This is a genomic window from Aeromonas sp. 1HA1, from assembly GCF_029237385.1.
Classification (GTDB): Bacteria; Pseudomonadota; Gammaproteobacteria; order Enterobacterales; family Aeromonadaceae; genus Aeromonas; species Aeromonas popoffii.
The window spans coordinates 1-1,992 of record NZ_JAACGC010000151.1; the positions used below are offsets into that span (position 1 = coordinate 1).

The following is a 1,992-nucleotide window of genomic DNA, read 5'->3' on the forward strand; positions in this document are numbered from 1 at the left end:
GGCATGTTAGCAGGTAATGCAGACCTCACTTATAGCGCGGTTAGTGATATACGTGGCATGTCTCAGCGTGTGGTTAATGCCAGTGAGGCGGCTCAGCAGTTTTTAAAGGAAATTTCAGAATTTAATCATGTTGCAAATTCAAGGTTGGAAGGCGCCGAGCTTGTTGCGGCACGCTCTGAGCATTATCTTGAAGAGATAGCCAAGAACACGGGCGGTGGTTCTGAAGGTGATGAGCTGGGCTTGTCGAAGGGTTATTGGGATAAGAAATTTGATGACATATTTGGTAAGTTTGATCGCGATGCCGCGACCTTATATGACATTCGTATGAATACTGGCAGTGTGATAGGTGAGATATTCGCAATTAATGGTGCGCTGGGTGCGAATGGCATGGCTGGCCAGATTATGCAGATGAATGAAACCATGCAGAATTTGGCGGCTGCCATTTCTGGCGGTAGCATTGGAAGTAATACGGGTGGGACTACGGGTGGCGCTGATAAATCATCGGAATACCTCAAGGAAATAAACGAGGTTATGGGTTACATGGCTAACGATGTGCGTATGCTCGCTGCGGCGTTGCCTGATGGCAGTGGTAATGGAAGTGGTAATGGAAGTGGCAATGGTGGTGGGGATGGTTCTGGCGTGGATATTGATTATTCTAAAATGCCGGGCTCTGAGTCCACGCCCCTCTCTGTTCGTGGTGCGTCCTATGATTCAAAGGGCTGTGAAGGTGGCGCTAATTGCTTTTTTGATGTGCCTACCGTGCAGGGTAAATTGGATGAGGCGAATAATGCTCTCACTGGGAGCTATAAAGCGATTAGCGAGGATATGAAGCGGATATTTTCATTTAATTTTTATGGCTCTGCCGAGCCCATGAAATGTTTGGATTTGTTTACTTTGTACGGTAAGGATTATTCTGTTTGCCCGCCCTCTTCTGATTTTTGGTCAACGTTGGCGGCGTTAATGATGTTTATTTTTTACTTCGTGGCATTGATGGTTATTTTTAAGAGGTGATGACATGGAATGGTTAAGCGAGTTTTTTGGGGCGTTTTTTAACGATATATATAATTTGGCCGTCCAGTTTAGTGCGTGGATTGTGGTTCGGTTTGCGCTTCAGTGGGTGGAGTTCAAGCTATTTATGTTGAACTTTACCTGGGACGTGGCTAAAGAGGTGCTGCTTAATATTCAATTCAGCGCAATGTTGTCCTCTTCTTTTAATTTATTGCCTCCTGGGCTACGGGGGATATTGCTTTACCTGCATTTTGATAAGGGTTTGACAATCCTTTCCCAGGCGTTTGTTACCCGCTTCATGCTCAATATGATGGGGTGGTAAATGTCTATCAAGATCCATCACGGCGCCCCTGGTTCCTATAAGTCGTCAGGGGCCATTCATACCGATGTGTTGCCAGCCATCAAGGCAGGCCGTCATATCGTCACCAACGTGCGTGGCTTCACGGCTGAGCGGTGTAGGGAGGTGCTGGGCAAGGCGGTGCCGGATGACTTCCAGGTGACGTATGTCGAAACCGAATCCCAGGAGGGTCGGGATCATTTTGCTCGTTTCTATCACTGGGCACCCAAGGGTGTTTTCTTCCTGGTCGATGAAGTACAGCGGGTATTTCCACCTTCCTGGCGCCAAAGCGATTTAGACCGGCTGAATTATCCTGGTGGGCCGGATGTGGCAAAGAATGATGGGCGACCCGAAACCATAGACGTGGCCTTTGATATGCACCGTCACCATAACTGGGATTTCGTATTCACCACGCCGAACATTAAAAAGGTGCACCAGGTAATCCGAGCCGCTGCCGAAACGGCGATTCGTCATACCAATATGGCGATATTGGGGGTGGGTGGTCGTTATAAGACGGTATTGCACCTGACTCTTATACACAAATATTGTGAACTGATTGGCACTTTTCCCGATTTCCAGGATCTGATCTCCTATGTGACTCCCGAACATGGTAACGATCATGCTAACTTTTGCTCTTCATCGTGCGG

Annotated in this window: 3 protein-coding genes; all 3 read left to right on the top strand. The window is 47.7% G+C overall.

From position 1 onward, the window contains the following. Positions 1–1,011: hypothetical protein (locus GWQ22_RS21240; protein ID WP_275931596.1), on the top strand; the 1,011-nt coding region annotated here is incomplete at its 5' end. 4 nt (positions 1,012–1,015) lie between these two features. Then, the gene (locus GWQ22_RS21245; RefSeq protein ID WP_275931597.1) at positions 1,016–1,330 is read left to right on the top strand and encodes a DUF2523 family protein; all 315 of its coding nucleotides are present in this window, start codon (positions 1,016–1,018) and stop codon (positions 1,328–1,330) included. Then, positions 1,331–1,992 (top strand): zonular occludens toxin domain-containing protein (locus tag GWQ22_RS21250; protein ID WP_275931598.1); only part of this gene is annotated, 662 nt, incomplete at its 3' end.

Coding starts and splice junctions, on each gene's coding strand:
- GWQ22_RS21245 (WP_275931597.1), top strand. CDS start 1,016: ATGGAATGGTTAAGCGAGTTTTTTGGGGCGTTTTTTAACGATATATAT.